This is a genomic window from Spiroplasma endosymbiont of Lasioglossum villosulum (genome assembly GCF_964020195.1).
Lineage (GTDB): Bacteria > Bacillota_I > Bacilli_A > Mycoplasmatales > VBWQ01 > Spiroplasma_E > Spiroplasma_E ixodetis_A.
Genome location: NZ_OZ026539.1, coordinates 69909 through 89549, shown reverse-complemented (window position 1 = coordinate 89549; position 19641 = coordinate 69909). Strand labels below are relative to the sequence as shown.

Annotated in this window: 24 protein-coding genes; 7 read left to right on the top strand and 17 right to left on the bottom strand. The window is 22.8% G+C overall.

Annotated elements, in window-relative coordinates; translation table 4 throughout:
• Nucleotides 1-10: 10 nt before the first annotated feature.
• The 13 genes from AACK81_RS00480 to AACK81_RS00420 all read right to left on the bottom strand — a co-directional run bounded on the left by AACK81_RS00480 (nucleotide 11) and on the right by AACK81_RS00420 (nucleotide 3754).
• Nucleotides 11-196: a hypothetical protein gene (locus AACK81_RS00480; RefSeq protein ID WP_338961706.1), complete on the bottom strand. Its 186-nt coding sequence runs from the start codon at nucleotides 194-196 to the stop codon at nucleotides 11-13.
• 1 nt (nucleotide 197) lies between these two features.
• Complete coding sequence (locus AACK81_RS00475) at nucleotides 198-386, bottom strand: hypothetical protein (protein WP_174481134.1); 189 nt, start codon at nucleotides 384-386, stop codon at nucleotides 198-200.
• A gap of 34 nt (nucleotides 387-420) precedes the next feature.
• Nucleotides 421-579, bottom strand: a complete 159-nt coding sequence (locus tag AACK81_RS00470; RefSeq protein ID WP_338961498.1) for a hypothetical protein — start codon at nucleotides 577-579, stop codon at nucleotides 421-423.
• Between the two features lie 16 nt (nucleotides 580-595).
• Nucleotides 596-1420 carry a hypothetical protein gene (locus AACK81_RS00465; RefSeq protein WP_338961705.1) on the bottom strand — a complete coding sequence of 275 codons (825 nt, stop codon included), beginning with the start codon at nucleotides 1418-1420 and terminating at the stop codon, nucleotides 596-598.
• Between the two features lie 129 nt (nucleotides 1421-1549).
• On the bottom strand, nucleotides 1550-1786 hold the full coding sequence (locus tag AACK81_RS00460; RefSeq protein WP_338961704.1) for a hypothetical protein: 237 nt from the start codon (nucleotides 1784-1786) through the stop codon (nucleotides 1550-1552).
• A complete protein-coding gene (locus AACK81_RS00455; protein WP_281747958.1) occupies nucleotides 1786-1923 on the bottom strand; it encodes a hypothetical protein in 138 nt (45 codons plus the stop codon). Before AACK81_RS00455 ends, AACK81_RS00460 begins: the two co-directional genes overlap by 1 nt.
• The gene (locus tag AACK81_RS00450; RefSeq protein WP_338961243.1) at nucleotides 1916-2059 is read right to left on the bottom strand and encodes a hypothetical protein; all 144 of its coding nucleotides are present in this window, start codon (nucleotides 2057-2059) and stop codon (nucleotides 1916-1918) included. The genes AACK81_RS00455 and AACK81_RS00450 overlap by 8 nt, the downstream gene beginning before the upstream one ends.
• Before the next feature lies 1 nt (nucleotide 2060).
• Nucleotides 2061-2219 (bottom strand): hypothetical protein, encoded by a 159-nt coding sequence (locus tag AACK81_RS00445; RefSeq protein WP_338961242.1) that lies wholly within the window; start codon nucleotides 2217-2219, stop codon nucleotides 2061-2063.
• 3 nt (nucleotides 2220-2222) lie between these two features.
• Nucleotides 2223-2516: a hypothetical protein gene (locus tag AACK81_RS00440; RefSeq protein ID WP_338961240.1), complete on the bottom strand. Its 294-nt coding sequence runs from the start codon at nucleotides 2514-2516 to the stop codon at nucleotides 2223-2225.
• Entirely contained in the window at nucleotides 2506-2943 is a 438-nt protein-coding gene (locus tag AACK81_RS00435) for a hypothetical protein (protein WP_338961703.1), read from the bottom strand. Before AACK81_RS00435 ends, AACK81_RS00440 begins: the two co-directional genes overlap by 11 nt.
• Nucleotides 2944-2945: 2 nt before the next feature.
• On the bottom strand, nucleotides 2946-3101 hold the full coding sequence (locus AACK81_RS00430; protein ID WP_338961479.1) for a hypothetical protein: 156 nt from the start codon (nucleotides 3099-3101) through the stop codon (nucleotides 2946-2948).
• Complete coding sequence (locus AACK81_RS00425; protein ID WP_338961476.1) at nucleotides 3094-3264, bottom strand: hypothetical protein; 171 nt, start codon at nucleotides 3262-3264, stop codon at nucleotides 3094-3096. The genes AACK81_RS00430 and AACK81_RS00425 overlap by 8 nt, the downstream gene beginning before the upstream one ends.
• Nucleotides 3236-3754: a hypothetical protein gene (locus AACK81_RS00420; protein WP_338961702.1), complete on the bottom strand. Its 519-nt coding sequence runs from the start codon at nucleotides 3752-3754 to the stop codon at nucleotides 3236-3238. Before AACK81_RS00420 ends, AACK81_RS00425 begins: the two co-directional genes overlap by 29 nt.
• A gap of 1178 nt (nucleotides 3755-4932) precedes the next feature.
• Here AACK81_RS00420 and AACK81_RS00415 point away from each other — a divergent pair.
• Nucleotides 4933-6639 carry a hypothetical protein gene (locus AACK81_RS00415; protein ID WP_338961701.1) on the top strand — a complete coding sequence of 569 codons (1707 nt, stop codon included), beginning with the start codon at nucleotides 4933-4935 and terminating at the stop codon, nucleotides 6637-6639.
• Nucleotides 6640-6723: 84 nt separating this feature from the next.
• Here the strand turns inward: AACK81_RS00415 and AACK81_RS00410 are convergent, their stop codons facing one another.
• Nucleotides 6724-6984, bottom strand: a complete 261-nt coding sequence (locus tag AACK81_RS00410; RefSeq protein WP_338961699.1) for a hypothetical protein — start codon at nucleotides 6982-6984, stop codon at nucleotides 6724-6726.
• 148 nt (nucleotides 6985-7132) lie between these two features.
• Nucleotides 7133-8839: a hypothetical protein gene (locus AACK81_RS00405; RefSeq protein WP_338961696.1), complete on the bottom strand. Its 1707-nt coding sequence runs from the start codon at nucleotides 8837-8839 to the stop codon at nucleotides 7133-7135.
• Between the two features lie 75 nt (nucleotides 8840-8914).
• Here AACK81_RS00405 and AACK81_RS00400 point away from each other — a divergent pair, with 75 nt between their 5' ends.
• Nucleotides 8915-10075 carry an Mbov_0401 family ICE element transposase-like protein gene (locus AACK81_RS00400; RefSeq protein ID WP_338961694.1) on the top strand — a complete coding sequence of 387 codons (1161 nt, stop codon included), beginning with the start codon at nucleotides 8915-8917 and terminating at the stop codon, nucleotides 10073-10075.
• Nucleotides 10076-10481: 406 nt separating this feature from the next.
• Here AACK81_RS00400 and AACK81_RS00395 read toward each other — a convergent pair whose 3' ends face one another.
• Nucleotides 10482-12605, bottom strand: coding sequence for a hypothetical protein (locus AACK81_RS00395; protein WP_338961691.1), 2124 nt, complete (start codon nucleotides 12603-12605; stop codon nucleotides 10482-10484).
• 312 nt (nucleotides 12606-12917) lie between these two features.
• Here AACK81_RS00395 and AACK81_RS00390 point away from each other — a divergent pair, with 312 nt between their 5' ends.
• From AACK81_RS00390 to AACK81_RS00370, 5 genes are all read left to right on the top strand, one after another.
• On the top strand, nucleotides 12918-13229 hold the full coding sequence (locus tag AACK81_RS00390; protein ID WP_338961688.1) for an HU family DNA-binding protein: 312 nt from the start codon (nucleotides 12918-12920) through the stop codon (nucleotides 13227-13229).
• 30 nt (nucleotides 13230-13259) lie between these two features.
• Nucleotides 13260-14273: an alpha/beta hydrolase gene (locus AACK81_RS00385; protein WP_338961686.1), complete on the top strand. Its 1014-nt coding sequence runs from the start codon at nucleotides 13260-13262 to the stop codon at nucleotides 14271-14273.
• A 70-nt stretch (nucleotides 14274-14343) separates the two neighbouring features.
• Entirely contained in the window at nucleotides 14344-15792 is a 1449-nt protein-coding gene (locus AACK81_RS00380; RefSeq protein WP_338961682.1) for an FAD-dependent oxidoreductase, read from the top strand.
• 197 nt (nucleotides 15793-15989) lie between these two features.
• Complete coding sequence (locus AACK81_RS00375; RefSeq protein WP_338961680.1) at nucleotides 15990-17510, top strand: dicarboxylate/amino acid:cation symporter; 1521 nt, start codon at nucleotides 15990-15992, stop codon at nucleotides 17508-17510.
• Between the two features lie 565 nt (nucleotides 17511-18075).
• Complete coding sequence (locus AACK81_RS00370; protein ID WP_338961677.1) at nucleotides 18076-18843, top strand: hypothetical protein; 768 nt, start codon at nucleotides 18076-18078, stop codon at nucleotides 18841-18843.
• Between the two features lie 256 nt (nucleotides 18844-19099).
• Here AACK81_RS00370 and AACK81_RS00365 read toward each other — a convergent pair whose 3' ends face one another.
• Nucleotides 19100-19621 (bottom strand): hypothetical protein, encoded by a 522-nt coding sequence (locus AACK81_RS00365; protein WP_338961674.1) that lies wholly within the window; start codon nucleotides 19619-19621, stop codon nucleotides 19100-19102.
• Nucleotides 19622-19641 lie beyond the last annotated feature (20 nt).

Here is a 19641-nt window from a genome sequence, read left to right as displayed (position 1 = left end):
TCTCCTAATCTTATCCCAATAATCAATCTTTAACTAATTGTGGTATTTCACTTATTAATTTTTTATAATCATTAACTGCATTTTCTAATGTATCAATATCAGAAAATTTAAAACAATTATTAATATGTAAATCAAAATTTCTATCAATACTAATATCTTGTTTTCTATATTTTTCATTAAATTCAATTTTTGTCATATTATTTTTCTCCTTTATTAATCTTTTCATTTAATTTTGCTAATTTTTTTTGATGTTTTATAATTTTGTTATTTGCTCTAACATGTTTTGGAGTTGTGATAAATCTTTTTAATAAAACAATAATTTCTCTGCAAATTAATGTTCCAACACTTGTTCCAATAATTATTAATTCATGTAAAAATTCTTTCATTTCAATATTTTCCTTTCAATTATTTATTTTTTAATTATTCATCAAATTGACCACCATTAATTCTTTCAATCATCGATTTTGAATTACTTATAATGCTTACTAATAAGGCAATTTCTTTATTTAATTGTTCCATTCTCTCTTTATATGTATGAATTTCATTATTATAATATTCAAGTAATTTTTCTTTATTCATAAATTATTCACCTCCTTTATAAACTCATGTGATTATAATCTCAATTTAGTGAAGCATTATCATGATTTAATGGAACTTCGCTCATATTATCACTACCATATTGACTAGTTCTTTCACTATTAATTGTGAAACTATTATCATTAATTAATCTTGCAGTTTCATTATTAAATGATGTTTCTTGCATTTCTTCAATATGATTAGTTGTTTCCATTGGTAATAAATTATGAATAATTTCACTTATTCCTGCAATAATAGTAGGTACTGCATAAGCATTATTAAAATCATTATTAATACCCATAGCAACTCCACTTGATATTAAACATCCACCAGTTGCCATATTACAAATCTTTCTTATTGTTTCAAATTTATTAGGTATTAACTCAGTTAATCCACTAATAAGATTTGATATACCATAAGCATTTAAACTAATATATGTATCTCAATCCATTAATGACTGATTTTCTTGTTTATTTAATAGTAATCATGGAGGACCTTCTGTTGTAGTTGTAGTAGTTATTGGAGTTGGTGTTGTAGGAATAATAGGACTAATATTATTTTCTGTTCATTTACTATAATTTGCTAAACCAATTGTTCCTAAACCTAATAATATTTTTTTACTACTATTAATTAATTTAGTTTTAGTATTTGGTCTTTGATTTAAATTTCATATATCTAAACCTAATTTTTTACCAAATAATAAACTATTAATTGAACCTAATACTGGATTTGCAATTACTTGACCATAATAAGCACTTGTACCAATCATTGCACAAATTGGACTTATACCAGTTCTAATTAACTTAGTTAAAGTATAATTTGATTGTGTATTTTCGTTTGGCATTTTAATCTCCTTTATTTACTTTTAACATTTCTCTTACAATATCTAATAAAGTATTTACTTGATATTCATATAATTCAAATTCATAATTTCTAATTTTAATTTTTTCCTTTTTCATTTTTTTATTCTCCTTTAATTTTCTAATTTTTTAATTGTTACTTTAATTCAACCTTGATAAACATCATTATTACCAACTATTAATGCAACATTACTTTCTGGGTCCGAAACAATTATGTGTTTGGATTTAACATTTGGGTATTGTCTTAAAATAATTGCTCTAATATCATTACTTGTATGAATTGCTTTTGGAAATGGTGATAATATTTCAATTTCATCTTTATTTTCAAACAAAGTAGGTAATATTATCATTAGTCAAATTCACCTTTTTCTATTTTTTCAATTAATAAATTTAAAATATTTTTGTCAAAATCAGAGTTTGTATAATTAATTTTTTTAGTTCATTTAATTATATCTTTCATATATTTAAGTAATTTTTCTTTATTCATTATCAAAGTCTCCTAAATTTCCTCAACTTCTTCTATTTCATTTATTAACTGCTTCTAATCAACAACTATTACAGGTATTGGATAAAAAGTTTTCTTTTACTTTATTGCACATAGAACATTTATCTTCATATTTCATATTATTTCTCCTTATTTTCAATTTGATTAGCAATTTCATTTAATATTTTTAATACTTTATATTCATTTTTTAATTCTTTAATAATAAATATTAAAAATATTATTAGTGTTATACTTGTTATTAATATTGGTACTATTAATAAAAATTTTCATAATATCATTTTTTACTCTTTTCATTTTTTAAATCATTTAACATTTATTGAACAAAATGCACGATTTTTAGGAATGTTTAAAGTGTTAAAGATTTGACCAGTTACAATAATTTCATCATTTTTGTTTAATAAAATACAGCGTCTATAAAGTTTTGGGTTATTAAAAATTAAAGTAACGTAGTTTAATCCATTTCATTGACCACGAACACTATAATATAATTCTTTATTACCTTTTTCGTAATATTTTGCTTCAATAGTGTTACTCAGTTTTACTGTTAATTTGACATAATTTGCTTTATCTTTCATTTTTATAATTCCTTAAATAATATTGAATATGTTTATATGCATCTTGTTCATGTTTTGTAAATTTTATATTTCCTTTATAATTTTCTATTTTAGTTTTATTTTTTGGTTCGTTTTCTTGAAAATCTCAATTCATAACGTCTTCTACTAATACCATTAATGCACCAATAATTTTAGGAGTTGCTAATGGATTAGTTAATAATTGTTTTGAAGTTAAAAAGAAATTTTCTACAATAACTAATATTTTTTTATCAATAAATTTGTTTTTAGTTATTTGAAAATATATTTTATAAAAATCTTTACTTTCTAAAATAGTTTTTGTTTTAAATGTTTTATTTAAAACAATACTATTAGTTTCATTTGAATATATAACGATTCCATTATTACCAATTCCAGCAGGGTCAATTCCAATAATTAAGTCATATTGCATTATTAATCAAAGTTTCCATTTTTAATTTTTTCTTGTAATCTCATTATTAATTTCATTTTTCAATTACTAATATTAATTTTAATTTCATCACTAATATCATCTTTAAGTAATTCCATAAATTCATTATCAAGATAATAAATTAATTTTTCTTTATCCATATTTATACCTCCTGCTTAACCTAATATTTAAGATACAGTCGTAACAAATTGTTTTACTATTTTTATCTCTTAAAAAATATTTTCTTGTTTTTATATCATTAGTATTAAAGAATAAATAATCTAATTTATTTTGTTTACATGTTCAACAAAAATACTTTTTCATTATGAGTTGAAATTTCCTTATAAGAAGTAACTATATAATTAATTGGTAAATCATCATGTTTATATGGATTATTTATTTTAAAACATTTTCTGTTTTCTTCTCATGTAATGTTATATTTAAAACAAGGATTAGTAATTTTAGTTTTGTTATCTGTTATTTCACCCATAAATCAACTATTATGCTGTTCATAAAATTTTAATGGTTCAAGTTTTATATCATTAAGATAATATTCTTTTGAAGCAGTTGGTTTATTAACAGTTATTTTTTGGTCTTTAATATATGGTTCTAATAATTTTATTAATTCATTACCACTTAATTCTCTTTTAATATTTTCTAAATTAAAAACTCAATATGTATATTTATCATCAGCAATAAAACTATTATTTTTAACCATTCATTTTGGACATTGTAATTTATATTCACCATAATCAATAAGAATAGCTTGTGGTTTATCTTTAACAATTTGTTCTTTTTTAAATTCTATTTGCATAATAATCCTTTCCTAATATGTTCTGTTGCTTATAGCATAAAGAACATATATTTTGATTTTTAGATTATTAATAATACTACTATTAGTTTTATTCATTTCAGAAATTCTGGGCTCAAAAATAAATTGTGAAATTTTAAAAAGAAATCGAGGCATTCGATTCAATATTTATTTAATTTGTGTTAAACAAATTAATATTTTAATTGAACCGGCACCGCTCAATTTTTTTTACAAGTTTGAAATTTATTTTCTCGCCCAAAAAAATTTTCAAAAAAAATAAAAAATAAAACCAACACTTGCTCACTGGGGGGTGGCAAGGTTGGTTAAATAAAGAATAGAATTAATACAATAGGTCCCTACAACAGGTCTATATATACTAGTTTCCAATTCGCTCCCACCCCAAGAATTACCATTAAATGGTTAGTATATTTTATTAGGTATCACTCCACTTTTTATTTATCCATGCAAGTCCACATGTTCTAGCTACTATTTTTAACAACTGTGTTGTAGTTCACTTTTTTAGTTCCCTAACACGTGTTGATAATAGCGTTAAAGAGGTTTATTAAAAATTTTAAAATTTTACAATTACAAAAAAAAGACAAGATTATTTCTTGTCTTTTTCCTTAATAATAACTTTGAGAATAATTTTTATTTTATTTAAATATATATTTTTTAAAATACGTCGAATATAAATTTAAGGGTAAAAGAGAATTTAATTTTTCTATCATCATTTTTAAATAGTAATATTGGAAAGAATTTATTTATCTAGTAATTCATCTTCCTACTTTTTTGGGAACCTCCCATATATGCCCCATCGACGACAAGATTTGATAAATATAATATGCCCCATCGACGACAAGATTTGATAAATATAATATGCCCCATCGACGACAAGATTTGATAAATATAATATGCCCCATCGACGACAAGATTTGATAAATATAATATGCCCCATCGACGACAAGATTTGATAAATATAATATGCCCCATCGACGACAAGATTTGATAAATATAATTACGATGAATTTAAAAAAAGAACTATATATATTTATGAAATTGAACGTTTATTTAAAAATAATGAAAATAATAGTTTAAGATTTTCAGCAAATACTATTAAAATAGGTTTTATTGATATTGATAAAGTATTAAAAACTACTGCTACTGAAACATCAGACTTTACTATGCAATTAAATCAAAGACCAAGTACTAATATTAATGATAATACTATTGAATATAGTATGACTGATATTAAAAATTTAATTTTTCAAGAAATAAATTTATTAAATCAATTTAAGTTATATGCTGTATCTATTAATGAACCCTTAACTGAAAATAATATTGATAATTTATATATCATTAATAATTATTCACAACCTTATCAAAATCCAAAAACAAGAAGTACTAAAAGTATAACTATTATTAAAATTAAAGATTTTAAAACAAGAGATGGTTATCCAATCATTATTAAATTACAAAAACCATTAGACAAAGATACAAAAGTAATTGGTTTAAAAATTAAATCCCCTAGAAGCATGATTTTTGGCAATATAAAGGTACTTGGTGAAGTTGACAATATGGAAGTATACCCAAAGTTATTTGTCAAAGATAAGATAGCATTTCCCTTGTTATCAATGCCTATTGAAACTCAACCAAAAGTTAGAATATTACAACAATGATTTAGTGAACAAATTTTACCTTGAAATTTAGCAAAACAATTTATAGGACAAGAAAAATCAGTTTTAGATTTAATTAAAATTAGTACTGGTACTGTAACAAGAAAAGAAGTTATTAATAATGCAAGAGTAACTGATAATTGATTAAGTTGGGAAATGGGTGCTGTTTGAGATGGTAATTGACCATTAAAACATGAAATACATTTGGAAGATAAAAAAGTTTTATCTTATAGTAATGAAGGATGATATGTTTATCTTGCAACTAATAATAGATTTAAAAGTATAGCAATTGAAATACAAGATGCGCCAACAATTGATAGTTTACAACAGTTATTATTAGATATGTTAAGTTATACATATAACTATAATAGAAATTTTAATGGTGCTTTATACAATGACAAAGGAAAAGCAATAAATAAGATGGCAGAATTACGTGATACATTTTCAGGACAAAAACCCGATGAAATAATTACTAACTTATTTAAACAATGGGAGTTTGAATATCCAAATTATATAAAATTATTGCAAATTAAAGTATTTAAACAAGTATTTATTATGTTATCAAAATATATTTATTCATCATTATCAATAAATAAAGGATTAAATGATGATAATAAAATATTATTACCTTATTATTTTGAATTAAAATCAAGCCCAATAAAACCTACTAAAGATGATATTTGAAGATTTACAGATATAAAAGTAATATTAAAATCTGAATATTTTGATTTTACAGATATTAATAACATTAAGTTAAAAAATAATGATATTAGCCAAAATCAATTATTTAAATTAGATGATAATCAATTTAACTGATTATCTATAACTAATGAACTTGAAAGTAATAATATTCCGTCATTAATTCCTGCTGATTGAACATTAGGTAATGGAGAATATGGAAAGTATTTTACAAGAGCAATTATTAGTAACAATAAAATTGAAAATGCTTTAAATTTATACGGTTCAAATAAATCTCAATTATTTTCTAAATTAGAATTTTATAAAGAAATTTCACAAATTGATAATAATAATCAATTTGAATTACAAATTGAAAATCCGATTAATAACTTAAATCGGATTGAAATTAGTGGTATATTTGGTGCTGCTAATTATGAAATAATTTTAATAACTGATAAACAAGAAATAAATTTAAAAAATATTAATTTATTTGATAAATATAATGAAAATATTTCTTATATAAATATAGAAATTTAATTATCAAAATATCCATCTGGATAAATACCATCTCATTTTATGTCATAATCAAGAATTTGTTTAACACTAAAATATAAATTTATTTTATGTTCATCACTTGTTTCATGTGATCATATTGTTGTTCCAGCCCCCCCAGTAGACTGTATAATCATGTCCTAAATATGACTTATAATTATAAGTTTTATAATATGACATTATACTTAATAAAAGTGCAGCTATAACAGCAGTTCATAATATTATTTTTTTATAATTTATTTTAATTCATTTTTTAAAATTATTTAATTTTTTTCCTTTTTCTTCTTTTTCATTTTCTACATTTTTTATCATTTCTTTGCTATCTTGCATTTTAATTCTCCTTTTTTCCTTGATTTTACTTTTAAATTGTACTATTTTTGATTATTTTTACAAATATACTTTTAAATGCAAAATAACGCCTAAATTAAAGGCGTTTATTTTATGAGACCTATACTATTAATTATATTGAAATTGTTTATTATATAGCAAATGTGAAGATGCTTTTTTTCACAGTAGCATTATTTTTACCTCTAATTACATTTTTATATGGATATAGTGCATAAAACAAAGCATCATATGGGTCTTGGTACATATTTTTGTCTGGAATGTTAGTTTTTGTTTCATCATAACGTAATTCTTCTAAACATTGAGTAGTTTTTGGTAAATCATCTTTATTAGCATAAAAGTTTCCATAACTCATAATATTTCTCATTCAAACCACTCTATTAGTTAATCCTGCTTCTTGATTTAAATTTGAAGCATGTTTAATAGCAGTTTGTGTTATTAAAATAGTATTATGTTCATCTATTAATTTTTGATTTAATCAATCCATTGCTGTTCTTGCTTTATCATCATAAAAATAAATTACTTGGTCAAAATTTTCAAAATTATCCATTAATCCTAAAATTTCATTAACATAAGCATTAATTTTTTCGTTTTCATTAATAAAATCGTTTGGAGTAACTACTAATTCACAAATAACATACGGGTCATAATAACCAGTATTATTATATTCTTTAAAACCAACTATCATAAATACAGTATGGTCTTTTGGTCCCGTAGCTCAATCAATACCAACACTATAAAAATCAAATTTATACATATCTTTTTCTTGATTATAAAATTGTTTTAAATTATATGATTGTCAATATTTTACTGTTTTTTGAAATGGAAAAATTGTTGCATCACTATCTAAAAATTCAAAACCATAATAAACAGTATTAAATTCATCAGGATTACTTTTTTTCATTTCTAATAATGTTCTTTTTTGAATTTCAGGTAATTTATTTCAAAATGGTTGAATAGTAAATCTTAAAACAAATAAACCTAAACCACTAAATATGTCTTGATTTTCATAGTAAACTTTACCAACTTTTTTAAGATTATTCATCACTTTATCATTTAATGGTAAAAACGACGTACAGTATTTTAAATAAAATGGATGATATTTATCATATGGATTACATGTAAAAGTAATAAAGAAACTTTTGTAAAAATAGCGAGTAATCTTTTGTCCAAATGTACTACTATATATATTTTTATCAATAAATGTTCAACTTCACTCTTTAATTGGTTCATTTGACACTTTAATTCTGTTGCTTCTAAACATAGAGTTTTGTAATCTTTCATATCGATATGTTAGTTGCTTTTCTGTTAAAGTTTCTTTTTCTTCAGCCATTATTATTTCATCTGTTCTTGAACCTAAAAAACTTGACCCACCCGCTTCTTTTCCAAAAATTTTATTACCATTAGCATAACCAATAAAATCAATTTGTTGATTATTAGGAAAAATGATACAACCACCATCCTTAGTTATTTTTCATTTAATACCATGTGGGTTATTAGGTAGTAAATTAATATCATATTTATCTAATAAAACTTGACAAACATTCATTAATGCACCAATTGTAGTTTCACTATGAGTATTTTCATATCTTCTTACTTCTTGGACACTACTATCACTAAAATTACAACATATAAATAAATCAAATGCTAAACAGTTTCAAGTTTTTCTTGTTCCACGTGCAGTTGGTACAAAACGATAAAAACAATTGGTAGTAAAAAATTCTGCTCATTCATCACCAACAAATTGTTTAAAAATATCTCAACTAAAACCATAATTATTATCACTAAAATTAAGACTATATTTTTTATTTAATTGTGCATAACTAGTGATAAAAGCCATATTTACTCCTTATTTTTTAAAAAAAAAATTAAACTTAAATTATTAACAAACAAAAATTAGAAAGGAACATTAAAAATGTTTATATTACCATTTACTAATAATTTTGATTGAGATAAACATGATTTTAATCAAGATGAATTAAGTTTAAAACAAACAGAAGAATTATTTTCCAAAATAGATGATTATTTATGAAGTATATGTGATAAATCTGAATATAAATCATATAGATTTAGAAAAAGAAAATTAAAAGCAAAAAAGGGTTTACTAACTTATAAACGGCGTATTTATAAACATTATAACATAGAAAAACAAAAAACTGAATACGTATCCTTATTAGATAACTATCTTGGTGTTAAAAAATATAGTAAGCTTGCACCAAATGTTATTAAACAAATTTTAAAATATTTTGCTGATGATAAAAAGTATCGTGATGTTTGTGATACTTTTATTGAAGGTTTAATAAGCAATAGTACAGTTTGTAGAACATATCAAAAATTTGAATTACCAAAAGCAAATATACCTAAAATAGTATTAGAAAAAAATCAAACTTTATATATAAATATTGATGATGGACATAGAAAATTTAAGTTTAATGAAAAACACAATACTAAAAATTGTAAAAAATGTTCTATGAGATTATTAGTATTTTGTACTGGTAAAAAGAAAAATGGAAAATTAATTAATAAAAGAGCAGTTTGTAAAATAAGAGTATCAAAAACAGAAATTGGTGCAGAAAAAACAGCTAAATTTATTCAAAAATATGGTAATTTATATTTTGAAAACTTTGAGCAAGCAAATTTAATAGTTTGTGGTGATAGTGCAAAATGAATTAGAAAAACTGCTACAATTTTAAATGCTAAATTTATTTTAGATAAATTTCATGCTTTTCATGTTTTATTTCTTGGAATAATGGCTGGAAGAAGAAAAAATAAAATCACTAAATTACACTATCAAAATGCAATAACTTTATTTAAAAAAGGTCAATATTATGAATTAATTGATTTTTTACAATCATTAACCTTACAATATAAAAAATTAAAAGTTGGTTATTTTATTAATGCAAAAGATGGTGTATTAAACCAAGCATTAGTTGAAAATATTGGTTGCTTTACTGAAACTAATATTAAACAAATTTTAAAACATATGATTGGTGATAGAACTTATAATATTGATATGTATACAAAAATGGTTAATTTTAAATGCTATCAAATAAATACTGCCATCCAGTTATTATAAATTAAGATTAAAGATTTTTAAAAAAAATGAAAAATAAAATAAAACTTATTAAAGTTTACTTTAATAAGAGTTTTTGTGTTATAAAAGTAAGTATTATTATTGACTAATATTTTTCAAGTGTTAAAATTAACATACAATTGCATATTGAAGTCAAAATTATTCTCGTCTAACTTTATAATTTTAAGACAAATTTGAATCTTATTGACAACATCGGTACGCTCCCATTTTATTTAAAAAATATATTAATGATGAAAAATCATGAGAAGAAATCAATGTTAAAAATAGAAGTATTTCAAAATTTATATAAAAAAATTAAATTATTAAATTTCTTTCCTTATTAATTTTAAATTCCAGATAATTTAATTATCTGGAAAATATGCATTATTTATAAGTTTAAAACTTTTGATTATATATTATTTGTAAATGCTATCTTTTGTTCAGAAAGTACTAGACCAACTGATACTTCTTGGTTTATTGATTCAACATCTGCTATTTGTAATACATTATTAGAATTTCCTATCAAACAATCTGAATTTATTGAATTTAATGTTATATCTAAAATATTAGATATTTCTTTTACCATTTTATATACAAAATCATTTTCTTTAAGAAATTCACTAGTTTGTTGAGATTCATAATCACTTATTTTTATATTTTGCTGTTTTTTATTTAAATCAAGAAATTCATTAAATTCAAAAAATAAATGTTTTAACTCTTGTAATTGATCTTTTTGTTGATAAATTTTTTCATATAATAAATCTAAATTTTTAATATAATTTTTAATATTATTATTTTGTACTCTAAATTTTATAAACATAAATTTATAATCTTTTTTATTTTTTTGTTCAAAATTATTAACTATTTTTTTACATATTTTTTGATTTAAATTATATTTTTTTTGATAATCATACATTAATGGAATAAACTTTTTAGGAATTTTAATTAATGTTGTAAAATCAATTAAAAACAAAAGATTTTGCGAACTATCATTTTCATTAGTACATAATAAAGCAAATTTTTTGTTTTCATTAAAAAGAAAATTCTTTTTACTGTTTTTTGCCATTTTATTTTGTAATTTTTTAAAAATCATTTGTTCTTCTTCATTACAATCTTCAAATAATAGTAATGGATTAAAATAAAGGTTTTTTGCTATTTTTTGATTCTTCCCTTCATTTAAACTATCATCTTTAATAAAAATTAGATAAGAATATGGACCTTTATATTCTTGTAAAAAATTATAATAATTAAGAGTCATTTTTACTATTGATCCTGATTCTAATTTTAATTCTTCAAAATCAAATAATTTGCATTTACCATTATTTTCATTATTGATATTAATAGTGATATCACTAGAAGTTGATGGTTGTAATTCTTGTTGAGCATTACTTTCTTTATAGTTATTAAACTGTTTTATACTTTTTAAAAGTTCACCATATTTATTTTCTCCAAAAAAAGTAGTGAAATTCTTGATAATAATTTTAAGTGCAGCATCATAATCAGCAACTATTGATATAGAATTTTCAATTTTAGAGTTTTTAATAAAAAAATATTCACCTAAAAATTTATCTACTTGTTCTTTTATTGTAATGAAAAACTTAAAATCTTCTTTTATTTTTTCATGAAAAGTTTTAAATTCATTAAATAAATTAATAATATCATTACTCTTTTTGGTTATATTCAATTTATTTTCAGTAAAACAACTATTCATTTTATTATTAATTTCACTTAATTTATCCCTTATTTCTTTTATATTTTTTTCAATTTTATCTTTAATTTTTTTTATATCAATTTCTAACTTTAATTGTTCTTGCGTTAATACTATTATTTCTTTTTCTTGGCTTTTAATACTAATTTCATTTTCTGAAATTTCTTTTTTTCAATTTGAAATTTCTGTTTCTAAAATATGAACTCTTTCTTTTGAATTTTTAACTTTATTATTATAATCGATTCATAATGCATCTCAATGCTTTTGTATGTTTGCATCACTTGAATTAACTTCAATTAAAGTTGATACTACTTCAACATATTTTATTTTTGTTCTCATAGTAGTTTGGAAATCTTCAATATTTTTTTGAGTTTCTTGAAAAGTATCTTTATCTATCTTTACGCTTTTTTCTTTAAACTCTTCTTTATCTTTTTGCAAAGCTTTAATTTCTTTTCTTATTTTTTTTAATTCTTTTTGATCTTTTGCTATTTTTTCATCCAATGTTTGATTTCTAAGTTGATTATTAGTCCTACTTTTTGTTAAATTTTCAATATTACTTTTTAAGTTTTTTAAATCATCTTCTTTATAAAATAAATCCTTTTCATATTTACTATTTTCTAATTCTTCTTCTGATAAAATATCTTGATATCTTTGTTTATAATTACGTTGTTCCTCAACACTTTCATTTATGAAAAATGTGAATTCTTTTTTAAAAATTTCTAAATTTTCTTTAAATTTTCTAATCTTATTTTCAATATCACCTATTGAAACATTTGTTGTCGCTATCTCTAGAATAATTTTAAACCTCTCTTTCTTTTCTTTCAAAAATAAAAAACCACTTGCTTTAAAACTAAAGCAATGGCCAAACGCTTTTATTTTTGTAATTACATTATATAGAAATTATAATTATAGTTAAGGAATATGCTTACTTATACTATTGAATATAATAAAGAAATTTTTATCTTTGATTCTTATTATTTTTAATGTTAAAATTATTCAAATTAAATATGTAAAATGCCTTTTATATATAAAATTATTAATAAGCAAAGTACGAAAAATTTATAGATTACATTTTATAAATAAAATAATATAAAATAATATTAGAAGGATATGGGCAAACAGATAGGGTTGATTTTTATGAACGCAAAAGAATTAATTGCAAGAGTATCAGTTAAAACTAAATTTAACATTCAAGATATTGAAATAGTTTTTAATTGTGTAATTGAAGAAATTAAAAATATTAACCAACTAGGTAAAGTAATTACTATTCCTAATTTTGGTACTTTTAAAATCAAAAAAGTAAAACCCTGTTTACGACGAAATAGTAAAAATAATGGACAACACGTAGTTAGCAAATACAAATATATTAAATTTATACCTTATAAAAAATACAAAAAATATATTCGTTGTAAACCAAAACCAACAATATTAAATAACATCGACTATTAAAGTGTATGACCTAAAATGTGAGGAAAACTAATGAAACAAAGTAGTATTAATAGAATAAAATTAAGACAAAAAGTTAATATAAATTCAATTGAAATGTTTAAAGCATGCTTGCAATATAATTCTCAATTTCAACCGAAAGTTAAAATTGAATTAGCAAAATGGCGAATGTATTTTGAATATTGAGAATACCTAGAAAAACATGAAAATATAATTCCTTTTTCAATTAAAACATCAATTGACAATTTAACATTATACGGTAATCTTTTAAAAAGTCCCCTTAAAAATGAAAATAATAATAAAACAATAATTTTATTACATGGAATAACTAATACAAGATTTTGAATATTTAAACAAGCTTTCATTTTTTTACGTGCTGGCTACAATGTTATTTGATATGATGCTCGTAACCATGGTGAAAGTGATGCATCACCAACAACTTTTGGTTTAAAAGAATCACAAGATTTACAAGACATTATTGAATACTGTTGTAAAACATATAAACAAGAAACTACTGCTTTAGGATTATATGGTTTTTCATTAGGTGGCGCAACAGTAGTAATGTGAAGCAATTTATATGCAAAACATAAAATTAATCAAAAAGTAAAATTCATTATTTCTGATTGTACATTTAGTCGCTTAGATCGTACGTATAGTGAAAAACTATACAATTATGCTTTCTTACCTACTAATTTAATGTTGAAATTAAGTCGTAAAAAAGCACAAAAAACATTTGGTGTCGATGGTTTACAAGAAATACAACCAATTAAATATTTAAAACTAATACCTGATATGCCAATGTTATTTCTTCATGGTCAAAATGATCACTTTATTAACTACACTAATGCTAACGAATTATTTCAAGAAAAAATTCGATATGAAATACCAAAAAAAAGTTCATTATACACTATCCTTGATGCTAACCACGGTCAAAGTTTTTTAATTGGTGATTTAGACCACACAGTTGTTAATGAATATAATTTAGTAACTGATAAAGGTATTAGTGACACTACTTTAGAATTTGTTCAAAAATGAATCAATACTTAAGATAAACACTATTAATTGATATTTTTATTAAATATATATTATAATTAATGAGAGTGGAGCGATGATAAAAATGAAAATTAAAGTTATTATTATTGGTGCTGGCGCGACTGGGATGGGAGTTGCGAGTAAATTATTACGTAGTGAAAAAAATAGTGATAAAAATTTTGATATCCATGTTTATCAAGAAAAAAACTATATTTCACTTGGTGCTTGTGGTATTCCTTATTATATTGCTAATGAATTTAAAGATAAAAAACTTTTAAATGATCGTACAAAAAAAGATTTTTCAGAAAAAACTAATAATAAAAATAAAAATAAAATTCATTTAAATCAAAATGTTATTAAAGTCGATACAGCAAAACAAGAAATTCATGTCAAAAAAACAACAGACGATAAAACTAAAGCAAAAGTTGTATCTTATCATGCCTTAGTTATTGCAACAGGAGCCAAACCAAAAATTCCGCCACCTTTTAGTCATGGTATTTTGCCACATAATGTTTATAATGTTTTTACTAAAGAAGATGCCATAAATCTAAAAAAAGCAATGAAAAATGCTAAAAAAATAGTTATTATTGGTGGTGGATTCATTGGCATGGAAATGGCAGAAGCATGCTTAAAACAAAAAAAAGATGTCACAATCGTTGAAATGAAAGATCGATTAATGGCAGACGTTGTTGATAAAGAATTTAGCCAATTAATTTATGATGAACTAACCAAAAAAAATATTAATCATAAAACTAAATCAAAAAACAATGCCACTATTTTACTAAACTATCAAGTTGAAGAACTAATGATGACTCATAATAATGTTAATGATTTGCGTTTAAGAAGTGTAAGTGATAAAAAAAATGGAAAAACAATACCTTGTGACTTAGTAATACTAGCAGTTGGTTTTGAACCAAATACGAATTTTTTACAAAATAGCAACATTGAATTAAATAAAAATAAAGCAATTATTATTAACGAATTCTGTCAAATTCCTTCTAAAGAAAATGTTACAAAAAAGTTTTCAAATATGTATAGTGGTGGTGATTGTGCACAAATATATAGTCAATTTGATAAATCATCAATATATGTTCCCTTGGCAACTAATGCTAATAAAATGGCACGTATTATTGCTGATAATATTAAAAACCCAGAACATAAATATCCAGGAACTTTAGGATCAAGTATTTTACGTGTTGGTAATTTAGAAATAACAAAAACTGGTAGTTTTGATACGATTGATAAAAATAAAATTGGTAGTGTTTATATTAAAGATTATGATCTACCAAGATACTTAAAACAATCTCGTCCTTTATACTTGAAACTATTTTATGATAAAACAAATTTCCAATTACTGGCAGCACAAATGGCAGGCTATAATCATGCCACATTAAGAATTAATGCTCTTGCTACTGCCATTTGAAATAAAATGGACATCCGTGATTTACAAAATTTAGATTTAGTTTATTCACCTCCTTTTGCTCGTACTAGTGATATTATTCATATAGCAAGCAGAAAAGTAACATCGTCATAACCTATAAAAAATAAAAAGAATGAGGTAGCAACTATGACAACTCTTAGTAATGACAATATTAACTTATTAAGAGACTTTGTTGGTATTTCACACTGACAAAGTCTAATCGGGATAATTGTCTTTTTTAGTATTATCCTAGCACTTTCTATTTTTATTAAAAAACTAAACTTAAATTTCCAATTCGTATTTTTACTGGAATGGGATTAGGACTAATTTTTGGTATTACTATCCAAGCTATTACTGGTTTTAATAGTCATAACATTACTTATCCTAACTTACCTGGAACACCAATAAAACCCAATCCTGACTATATACCCTGAATTGCAGAAATTGTACACTGAATTGAATTATTAAAAACTATTTTTATTATTGGTATTACTATGTTAACTATTCCATTAGTATTTTTAGCTATTGCTAGAATTACTAGTAAAAAAAATAGTAACTCAAAAACAATAACTAAAGTTTCAGGAGTTGGTATTACTATTTTATTAATAAATGTGGCTATTGCTTTTACTATTGCCTTTGGACTAGGAATTGCTTTTAAAATTGGCCAAGGTTTTAATTTAACTGATGGTGGTAGTTACGATAAAACTACTGCCAAAACAATTCCCGAAATTATCATTAGTTACGTTCCTAGCAACTTAATTGGTGTTTTTACTCAAACATTAATTATTCCAATCATTGTCCTTGGTGCTTTAATTGGATTTGCAATTAAAAAACTAACTAAGCATAATGAAGAACGAATGGACAAAGCAAGAAACACTTTAGAAACAATATGAAAAATTATTATTTCAATATTAATGATGTTTATTAAAATTATGCCATTTGCTGTTATGAGTATGCTAGCAACAGCAATTATTAATCAACCAATTGGTGCACTTGCTAATATTGGCATTATTATTGGAGTCACTTATTTAGCACTACTTATTACTTTCTTATGACATTTATTATCATTATATTTATTTGGTATTAATCCTTATCGTTGATTATTAAAAGCACAGAAACCAATTATTGCTGGTTTTACAACTCAGTCTTCTAATGCCGCTTTACCAATTGCTATGAATACCTTAAAAGAAGATTTAAAAGTGAAAGAAGAGGGTAGTGATACAGTAATGCCGCTTTCAACAACAATAGGTTTAAATGGCTGTGCTGGAGTGCAAGCTGGCATTATTTTATCTTTCTTATGATTTAGTTTTATCCTTCCTGGTAATTTCCCCAACTGAACAATTGCTATTTTATTTATTAATGGCTTAATTGTAACATTAGTTGCTTCATTAGGAATTGCGGGAGTACCAGGAACTGCTGCTGTTGTAACAGCTGGTGTTTTAGGTGGTCTTGGTTTTGGTAGCTATTATGCTGCTGTTTATGGTATTATTGGTGCTTTAGATGGTTTATTTGATATGGGCAGAACTGCAGTTAATATTTCTGGTGGTTTACAAGCTACTGTTATTGCTTCTCGCAATCAAGAATTAATTGAATATGAAAAACTTTTATTAAAAAAATACCCTTTTAGGGGTTTACACATTTTAACAAAGAAAGTTGGAGCCAAATTGTTAATTAGAACTGAAAAAAATGATAAGATTCAAGCATTAAAAAAAGATACTAAAGTTAAAATTGAAGCATTAAAAAAAGTAAAAAATAGTGAGAATGATATTAAATTTTTAAAAGAGCAGTTAAAAAAAGATATTAAAACAATTAAAAGTGGTAAAGATATCTAATTTCCAATTATTATCTAAATAAATTTTTAGTAATCTATTTCATAAAGATATCACAAAACTAAATATATAGTAGAAATTAAGTGAGGAAAATAACTAATTTTTTGATATGGACTAATAAAAATTAATTGATGCGCTAATACATTTCTACCTTCAATAATACCTTTTATTAAAGGACTCTTATCAAATCTTAATGTATAATCATTATCCTTTGATTAAAATCATTTTTTTCTTTATACATACCTTCTAATTGACTTAGTAAGATATTCATTTTTTTGAATTTTCTTTAAACTGCAATTGCCTGCTGTTTATCTGATGTTACTGGTTTAGTTTTCTCTGCAAAATAATTTTGCATATAAATATCTGAAATATTTGTTTGTTTAGTTATATCAATAATTATTGAACTTTGATAACTTTTATCATTAAAACTACTAATTATTTTTACACTTTATTTTAGAAATTTTTTGTCATTCTTATTTATTGCCGTGAATAATATTATATAATGGTATTTAAGTTTTATTTTATATAATTTATATGAAGGTAAATGAATTTAAAGGAGAAAAATAAAATGAAAAATTTATTAAAATTATTATCAATTTTAGCAATATCAACACCAATACCATTAACTGTAGTTGCTTGTGATACACCAGACTCAAAAAAAGATACAAAAATTGATATTTCAACAAAAATTCCTAATAATATAAATTTAGGTACATTAAAATTTAAAAAAAATATAAAATCTGAATTTTTAAATAAATTACAAGCAAAATTAGTAGCAATGTCAGGTTTAAAAACTATTACAAGTGATGACTATGATGTTTATATAAAAATTTTTGAAAAATATTTTTACTTTAAAGATTTATACTTTATTGATATTTTTAAACCAAATGATTTTTTAACTTTAAATTTAAATATTAAAATTGTTGCTAAAAATGGAGCCAAATTTAAAGGAGAAAAAAATAATATTACAATTAGTTATTGCTTATTACAATGATGAAATGATTTAAACGAAATTACTAATATTGATAGTCCAAGTCAAATTGAGGCTATTTACCCAAATGCTGTTACAAAAGAAGAAATAGAAAATGCATTAGATTCAATCATCAATAATTCTGTACAAAAAATATGTTATGGCGATATTGTCATCAAAAACCTTGATTATGTATATGATATAATAGATGAAGATTGTATTAATAGAATTACTACTATTGATTTATCAACTACTAGTAAGATAGTCAAAGTTAAAATTACTGCTCAATGAAATTCAATTGATTTTGTTGGAATGACTAATTTAATATCTGTCACTTTACCAAAAGCTATTAAAATTATTAACTAATGTAAATTTTAAATCAAACATGAAAGAAGTCTATTGAAAATACACAAAATTTAATAACATATAGTTGCTATCCAATATATAATTTTAACCCATTACTTTTATGCCAAAGTAAATGGGTTAATTGTTTAAAAAGGGTAATTAAAATAGAAGCAATTCAACAACATATTTAGTTTAATTTCAAAAATAAAATTTCCATTCTATTAGAGTGTTTTATAATTTAATTATAAAATAAAATCAAAATTTTTTTCAAAAACTATTATGCTGTTAATAAAAAATTACTTATTTTTTCAAAAACAACATTCATATTTAATTTCTTAGGTTTAAAAGAACCATTATTATTAATTTTCATAAACATTTCTTTATACCACAAAGAAAGTTGTTCATAAAAATCTTTATTTATTTTATCTTTATTTTTAATTGTCATCATCATAATTTCATATCAATTTAAATTACATTTATATGGCTGAAAACCTTTTAAATCTCATTGTATACAACATTCAATAATTAAAAAATCAGGAGTTGCAACAAATTCAAAATCATTGTATTTAGTATAACATTTAAATAATGAATTAACATAATGATTTCGTTTTTTCATTTCTAATTCTCATTTACATAAAAGTAAATTAAAATAGTTGCGTTCCAAATCTAAAAATGGTTGCATGGCCATATTTGTAATTTTTTTATTTAAACAATGATCATACATTAGTAGTTCTTTACGCAATGCAGTTAAACTCATATCTGGTGTATAACTAAATAATTCATACGGAATAATTCTCATTATTAATTTTCCATTCTATA